At 62.5% G+C, this 7,033-nt stretch carries 7 protein-coding genes; 1 reads left to right on the top strand and 6 read right to left on the bottom strand.

What is annotated here, in order from left to right:
• Nucleotides 1-2 precede the first annotated feature (2 nt).
• Genes paaF through paaA form a run of 6 tightly spaced genes read right to left on the bottom strand, consistent with a single transcriptional unit; the run spans nucleotide 3 to nucleotide 4,345 of the window.
• Complete coding sequence (paaF, locus tag ABLX76_RS21225) at nucleotides 3-770, bottom strand: 2,3-dehydroadipyl-CoA hydratase PaaF (RefSeq protein WP_241516100.1); 768 nt, start codon at nucleotides 768-770, stop codon at nucleotides 3-5.
• Complete coding sequence (gene paaE, locus ABLX76_RS21230) at nucleotides 767-1,837, bottom strand: 1,2-phenylacetyl-CoA epoxidase subunit PaaE (RefSeq protein ID WP_241516101.1); 1,071 nt, start codon at nucleotides 1,835-1,837, stop codon at nucleotides 767-769. The genes paaF and paaE overlap by 4 nt, the downstream gene beginning before the upstream one ends.
• 7 nt (nucleotides 1,838-1,844) lie before the next feature.
• The gene (paaD, locus tag ABLX76_RS21235; protein WP_023289453.1) at nucleotides 1,845-2,342 is read right to left on the bottom strand and encodes a 1,2-phenylacetyl-CoA epoxidase subunit PaaD; all 498 of its coding nucleotides are present in this window, start codon (nucleotides 2,340-2,342) and stop codon (nucleotides 1,845-1,847) included.
• A gap of 11 nt (nucleotides 2,343-2,353) precedes the next feature.
• Nucleotides 2,354-3,109, bottom strand: a complete 756-nt coding sequence (gene paaC / locus ABLX76_RS21240) for a 1,2-phenylacetyl-CoA epoxidase subunit PaaC (RefSeq protein WP_348875260.1) — start codon at nucleotides 3,107-3,109, stop codon at nucleotides 2,354-2,356.
• 7 nt (nucleotides 3,110-3,116) lie between these two features.
• Complete coding sequence (paaB, locus tag ABLX76_RS21245) at nucleotides 3,117-3,404, bottom strand: 1,2-phenylacetyl-CoA epoxidase subunit PaaB (protein WP_023289451.1); 288 nt, start codon at nucleotides 3,402-3,404, stop codon at nucleotides 3,117-3,119.
• Between the two features lie 11 nt (nucleotides 3,405-3,415).
• Nucleotides 3,416-4,345 (bottom strand): 1,2-phenylacetyl-CoA epoxidase subunit PaaA, encoded by a 930-nt coding sequence (gene paaA / locus ABLX76_RS21250; RefSeq protein WP_218810132.1) that lies wholly within the window; start codon nucleotides 4,343-4,345, stop codon nucleotides 3,416-3,418.
• A gap of 286 nt (nucleotides 4,346-4,631) precedes the next feature.
• Between paaA and paaZ the strand changes: the two genes are divergently transcribed.
• The gene (paaZ, locus tag ABLX76_RS21255) at nucleotides 4,632-6,677 is read left to right on the top strand and encodes a phenylacetic acid degradation bifunctional protein PaaZ (protein ID WP_348875262.1); all 2,046 of its coding nucleotides are present in this window, start codon (nucleotides 4,632-4,634) and stop codon (nucleotides 6,675-6,677) included.
• Nucleotides 6,678-7,033: the final 356 nt, after the last annotated feature.

Genomic DNA, 7,033 nt, shown 5'->3' on the forward strand with positions numbered 1-7,033 from the left:
GATTAGCGTCCTTTAAAGTCCGGGGTACGTTTTTGTAAGAAGGCGTCGATGCCTTCGCGGCGGTCTTCGGTGGCGCTCAGCAGGGTGAACAGCTGGCGCTCCTGCTGGAGACCGGCCTGCAGGCTCACCTCCTGCGACAGGCGCAGCGACTGTTTCGCCGCCCGGAGCGCCAACGGCGCGTGGCGGGCGATGGTGGTCGCCAGTTGCAGGGCATATTCATCGGTTAACGCCGCCGGATGGATATCGCTTACCAGTCCGGCCTGCTGCGCCTGACGGGCGTCAATACTCTCGCCGCTCAGCACCATCCGGCTGGCCAGCGCCTTGCCAACGCTGCGGATCAGCCGCTGGGTGCCGCCAGCGCCCGGCATGATGCCGAGGGTAATTTCCGGCAGGCCAAAGCGGGCGTTGTCCCCGGCGACAATCAGGTCGCACAGCAGGGCCAGCTCGCAGCCCGCGCCGAGGGCGTAACCGTTGACCGAGGCGATCAGCGGTTTGGGGAAGGCATCGATACGCGCCCACAGCCGCGGGCGGATATCATCCAGGGTCGCCGGGAGATCTTTCTCCGCCATCTCGTTCAGGTCGGCTCCGGCGGCAAAGAAGCGCGGATTGCCGCTGATGACGCAGACGCTGACGTGGTCATCAGCGGCCGCAGCCTCCAGCGCCTCGGCAATCCGGGTTAATAAGGCATTGTTCAGCGCGTTGCGGGCCTGCGGACGGTTTAGCGTCAGCTGCAGCACCCGGCCATGGCGGTGGATCATCAGCTCGCTCATGCCATCCCCCGCGCGTCAAAGTCGACCACCACGTCGCCGCTGGTGGGCAGCGCCTGGCAGCTCAGCACGTAACCCGCCGCCAGCTCATCCGCTTCGAGGCTATAGTTGGCGGCCATCGCCACTTCGCCGCGCAGCACTTTGCATTTACAGGTGGCGCACACCCCGCCCTTGCAGGCAAACGGCAGGTCTGCCCCCTGGCGCAATGCGGCATCCAGAATGCTGTCGTCTTCGGCGCTGAGGGCGATGAGCCGATCGCGCCCGTCCTGGCGGATGGTTACCGTGCGCCCTTCCGCCTGCACCCCGGCGGCGCGCTTAACGCTGCCGCCCGGCGTATTGAAGCGTTCGAGATGAATGGCGTGCTCCGGCACGCCGAGCTCGCGCAAGGTCGTTTCCGCCTCATCCATCATCGTCGCCGGGCCGCAGATAAAGGCCTCGTCGAAACGGCTGAAATCCAGCAGATGGTCCGCGAGCTGGCGCAGTTTGTCGCCATCGATGCGCCCCTGCAGCAGATCGCTGTCCATCGACTCCTGGCTGAACAGATGCACCACCTGCAGGCGCTGCGGATAGCGGTCTTTTAAATCGGCCAGCGCCTGGCGGAACATCATGCTGTGGCTGCTGCGGTTGCCGTAGATCAGCGTGAAGCGGCTGTGCGGCTCGGTGGCCAGGGTGGCGCTAACGATCGCCATCATCGGCGTGATCCCGGAGCCGGCGGCGATCGCCAGATAGTCGCCCTGCCGTTCAGCCTGCGGCTGATAGCCGAAATGCCCCTGCGGCACCATTACCTCCAGCTCCATCCCCTGCTGGATAGCGTGCTGGGCGAAGCGCGAGAAGCGCCCGCCGTCGATGGCTTTGACCGCGACGCTGATCTCTCCCGGCGTAGGGCTGCGGCAGATGGAGTAACAGCGGCGCAGCTCTTCACCGCCCAGTCGGGCTTTCAGCGTCAGATGTTGGCCCGGACGAAAGCTGTACTCCGCCTGCAGGGCTTGCGGAATCGCAAACGTAATGGTCACCGCATCGCGGGTTTCCGGCTCGACTCTCGCGACCTTAAGCGCATGGAACGTCGTCATGGCAACCTCAAATACATTTAAAGTAATCAAAGGGTTCCCGGCAGCTGTCGCAGCGATAGAGCGCTTTGCAGGCCGTGGAACCGAATTCGCTAATCAGCGAGGTGCGGGTGCTGCCGCAGCGCGGACAGCTCACCTCGGCGGGCATTTCCGCGTGGCAGGCGTGCCCCTGCGGCGGGCTGATGCCGTACTGGCGCAGGCGCTCGCGGGCCTCCTGGCTCATCCAGTCGGTGGTCCACGGCGGGTCCAGCTGCAGGACGATGTGGACCGGCAGATAACCATGCTCGCTCATCACCGCGCGGATCTCGCTCAGCAGATGCTCCGTCGCCGGGCACCCTGAATAAGTCGGGGTAAAGCCAATCACCCAGCCGTCGCCGTGCCGCGCGACGCTGCGCACCATGCCGAGGTCGGTGATGGTGAGTACCGGCACTTCCGGGTCCGGGATCGCGCTTAACACTCCCCAGATGGCGCGCACCTCGGCGGGAGCGATGTCATCTAAACGTTGCATCGTCCCCTCCCTTACCACTGCAGGCCGGGATGGGAACGCTGCAGATATTGCATCTCCGCCAGCAGCGGGCCGAGATGTTCACTGTGCAGCCCCTGTTTGCCGCCGCTGCGAAAGGCCGCTTCCTGCGGGACCGGTAAGCCTGAGTCAAGCAGCGCGGTATGCACGGTGCTTTGCCATTCGGCCTGAAGCTCGCGCGGATCAACCGCAATGCCCTGCCCGGCCAGGCTGAGCTCCAGGTCATCGGCAAGGAACAGTTCGCCGGTGAAGCGCCACAGATTGTCGACCGCCTGCTGCATTTTGCGATTTGAAACCTCGGTGCCGTGACCAAGACGCTCCAGCCAGCCGCGGCTGAAGCGCTGGTGGTAGCGCACCTCTTTCAGCCCTTTGGCGGCAATGGCCGCCAGCTGCGCGTCGCGGCTGTTCACCAGCCGGCTGTACAGGACGACGTGCCAGACGTCGATAAAGAACTGGCGGGCGATGGTGTCGGCAAAATTGCCGTTCGGCTGCTCCACCAGCAGCAGGTTGCTGAACTGGCGCTCATCGCGGCCAAAGGCCAGGGTATCTTCGTCGCCGCAGCCGTTAAGCTCGGCGGCATAGCTCAAAAAGTTGCGCGCCTGGCCAAGCAGATCGAGGCCGATGTTGGCCAATGCGAGATCGATCTCCAGCTCCGGGGCATGGCCGCACCAGGCGCCTAAGCGCTGGGCCAGCACCAGGCCGTTGTCGCCAAGACGCAGAGCGTAGGCGGCTACAGGATTGGGGTTATTCATCGCCGCCTCACATGTGTTCCATGCCGTCCGGCACGGTATAGAAGGTCGGATGACGGTAGACTTTGCTTTCCGCCGGGTCGAAGAATTCGCCGCGCGCTTCCGGCTGCGAGGCGACGATTTCGCTGGCCTTCACCACCCAAATGGAGCAGCCTTCGCTGCGGCGGGTGTAGGCGTCGCGGGCGTTCTCCAGCGCCATTTGATCGTCGGCGGCATGCAGGCTGCCGACGTGACGATGGGAAAGCCCCTGTTTGCTGCGAACGAACACTTCATATAACGGCCAGTAAACTTTGCTCATGTTGTCTCTCCTTATGCCGCGCTGCGGGCCTGCTGTTTTTGCGCATGGGCCAGCGCGGCTTCGCGTACCCACTCGCCCTCCTCCCAGGCCTTACGCTTGGCGGCCAGCCGCTCGTGGTTGCACACGCCACGGCCGCTAATCACCTCGTTAAACTCCTGCCAGTCGATCTCGCCGAAGCGGTAGTGGCCGCTGGCTTCATCAAAGTGCAACTCCGGGTCCGGGACGGTCATGCCGAGGATCTCCACCTGCGGCACGGTGTTGTCGACGAAGCGTTGACGCAGCTCGTCGTTGGAGTGCAGTTTGATTTTCCACGTCATGCTGCGGGCGCTGTTCGGCGAGTTGTCGTCGTTGGGGCCAAACATCATCAGCGCCGGCCACCAGAAGCGGTTAATGGCGTCCTGCAGCATCTGCCGCTGGGCGTCATTACCCTGCGCCAGCGCCATGCAGGCTTCGAATCCCTGGCGCTGGTGAAAGCTCTCTTCTTTGCAGATTTTGACCATCGCCCGGGCATAGGGGCCGTAGGACGTCCGGCACAGCGCCACCTGGTTGACGATGGCCGCGCCATCGACCAGCCAGCCGATCACGCCGATATCGGCCCAGCTCAGCGTCGGGTAGTTAAAAATGGAGGAGTATTTCATCTGCCCGTCGAGCATCTTCTGATACAGATCTTCCCGCGCGCAGCCAAGAGTTTCCGCGGCGCTATAGAGATACAGCCCGTGGCCGGCCTCATCCTGCACTTTAGCCAGCAGGATCGCTTTGCGGCGCAGAGTGGGCGCCCGGGTGATCCAGTTGCCTTCCGGCAGCATGCCGACGATTTCCGAGTGCGCATGCTGACCAATCTGACGGATCAGGGTTTTACGATAGGCATCCGGCATCCAGTCCTGCGGTTCGATGGCCGTTTCCTGCGCGATGCGCTGGTCAAAGCGTTGTTCTTCTGTCACGTCATCACCTTTATGATTCCGATATTCACATCATAATCGTTTATGTGAATCATTTTGTTTATTGAAGGTTACATATTGGTTAAAGAAAACCACAAATTTTGTTTGCTCTTTTTGTGATAACCTCCGCAAAACCTTTTGTAAACCACAACAAATACAGTTAATTAGGCCGAAAACATAACGTCATCGCGATCACAATGTTAATAATTTATTAAATACGAGCTTGCATTTTATGATTCATAAAAGAACTATTTATAGACATTACACGTAACATGTTTGGAGATTCGCGATGCAGCAATTAGCCAGCTACTTATCCGGCGCCTGGCAGACCGGCCGGGGCCGCGCCCGTACTATCCATCACGCCATCACCGGCGCGGCGCTGTGGGAGGTGACCAGCGAAGGCCTGGATATGGCGCAGGCGCGCCGCTTCGCAATTGAGCGCGGCGGTCAGGCTCTGCAAGCCATGACCTTTATTGAACGCAGCGCGATGTTAAAAGCGGTAGCGAAACATCTGCTGGAGCAGAAAGACCAGTTCTACGCGATTTCCGCGCAAACCGGCGCCACCCGCGCCGACAGCTGGGTGGATATCGAAGGCGGCATCGGCACCCTTTTCACCTATGCCGGGCTCGGTAGTCGCGAACTGCCGGACGATATCCTGTGGCCGGAAGACGAGTTGATCCCGCTCTCTAAACAGGGCGGTTTTGCCGCGCGTCACGTGCTGACCTCAAAATCAGGCGTCGCTGTGCATATCAACGCTTTCAACTTCCCCTGCTGGGGAATGCTGGAAAAACTGGCCCCCACCTGGCTGGCCGGCATGCCGGCGATCGTTAAACCGGCCACCACCACCGCCCAGCTCACCCAGGCCATGGTGAAGGCGATTGTCGACAGCGGCCTGGTGCCGGAAGGCGCCATCAGCCTGATTTGCGGCGGCGCGGGCGATCTGCTCGACCATCTCGACAGCCAGGACGTGGTGACCTTTACCGGCTCAGCCGCCACCGGCCAGCAGCTGCGGTCGCACCCCAACCTGGTGGCCAAATCGATTCCCTTTACCATGGAAGCGGATTCGCTCAACTGCTGTGTGTTAGGCGAAGACGTCACGCCGGAGCAGCCGGAGTTCGCGCTGTTTATCCGGGAAGTGGTCCGCGAGATGACGGCGAAAGCCGGGCAAAAATGTACCGCTATCCGCCGCATCATCGTCCCGCTGGCGCAGATCAATGCGGTTAGCGATGCGCTGATCGCCCGCCTGCATAAAGTGACCGTCGGCGACCCGGCGCAGGAAGGGATTAAGATGGGGGCGCTGGTTAATCACGAGCAGCGTCAGGACGTTCAGGAGAGCGTCAATAAACTGATTGCCGCCGGCTGCGAAGCGCTGCTTGGCGGACAGGCGGACCTCAGCGCGGCCGGGGCCTTTTTCCCGCCGACGCTGCTCTACTGCGCGCAGCCGGATGAAACCCCGGCGGTTCACGCCATTGAAGCCTTTGGTCCGGTGGCGACCCTGATGCCCTACCAGGATCGCCAGCATGCCCTGGCGCTGGCTCGTGCCGGCGGCGGTAGCCTGGCGGGAACGCTGGTCACCGCCAGCGGCGAACTGGCGCGCGAGTTTATCCTCGGCGCCGCCCGCGCCCATGGCCGTATTCAGATACTGAACGAGGCGTCCTCGGTCGAGTCAACCGGCCACGGTTCGCCGCTGCCGCAGCTGGTGCACGGCGGTCCCGGCCGCGCCGGCGGCGGCGAAGAGCTCGGCGGACTGCGTTCGGTGAAACACTATATGCAGCGCACCGCCGTCCAGGGCAGCCCGACGATGCTGGCGACCATTGGCCAGCAGTGGGTGCGCGGCGCCCAGGTGAGCGAAGACCGCATTCACCCGTTCCGCAAATATTTCGAAGAGATCCAGCCCGGCGACAGTTTGCTGACCCCGCGGCGGACCCTGACCGAAGCGGATATCGTTAACTTCGCCTGTCTGAGCGGCGACCATTTCTACGCCCACATGGACAAAATCGCCGCCGCCGAGTCGATTTTCGGCGAGCGCGTGGTCCACGGTTATTTCCTGATCTCCGCGGCGGCCGGTCTGTTCGTCGATGCCGGCGTCGGGCCGGTTATCGCTAACTACGGCATGGAAAACCTGCGCTTTATTGAACCGGTCAAGCCGGGAGACACCATCCAGGTGCGTCTGACCTGTAAGCGGAAAACCGTTAAACGTCAGCGTAGCGCCGAGGAGAAAGCTACCGGCGTGGTGGAATGGGCGGTGGAGATTTTCAACCAGCACCAGCAGGCGGTGGCGCTGTATTCCATTCTGACCCTGGTGGCGCGCCAGCAGGGGGATTTCCCGGCGTAATGGCGGAATCTGTTGGCCGAACCTTGAGCCATTGAGACTGCAAGCGGTGTGCAACGGTTTCGCCGCGGGAAGTCCTTTATGTTATCTGCGGCTTCAGCGTAGTTTGCGCTGCCGGTTAGTCCTCTGCGTTATGTCTCTTACGGCGCAGGGAGCGCACAGGCGGCGGCCCGTCGCCGCCGCCCCCTGTTCCCCCGGGCTCCGGCCAGCCCCGGCAGTTTCAGTCGCGCAAGTGGGTAAATCAAGGACAGGTCGCACGAACCCTCCAGGCCGGGTAAGGCGCAGCCGCCACCCGGCACAAAACCGGCTCCGTGCCCGCTGTCCTTGCCCGGCGGCGCTGCGCTTGCGCGGGCCTACTG

The organism is Klebsiella sp. JB_Kp004, from assembly GCF_040065795.1.
Taxonomy (GTDB): Bacteria; Pseudomonadota; Gammaproteobacteria; order Enterobacterales; family Enterobacteriaceae; genus Klebsiella; species Klebsiella quasipneumoniae.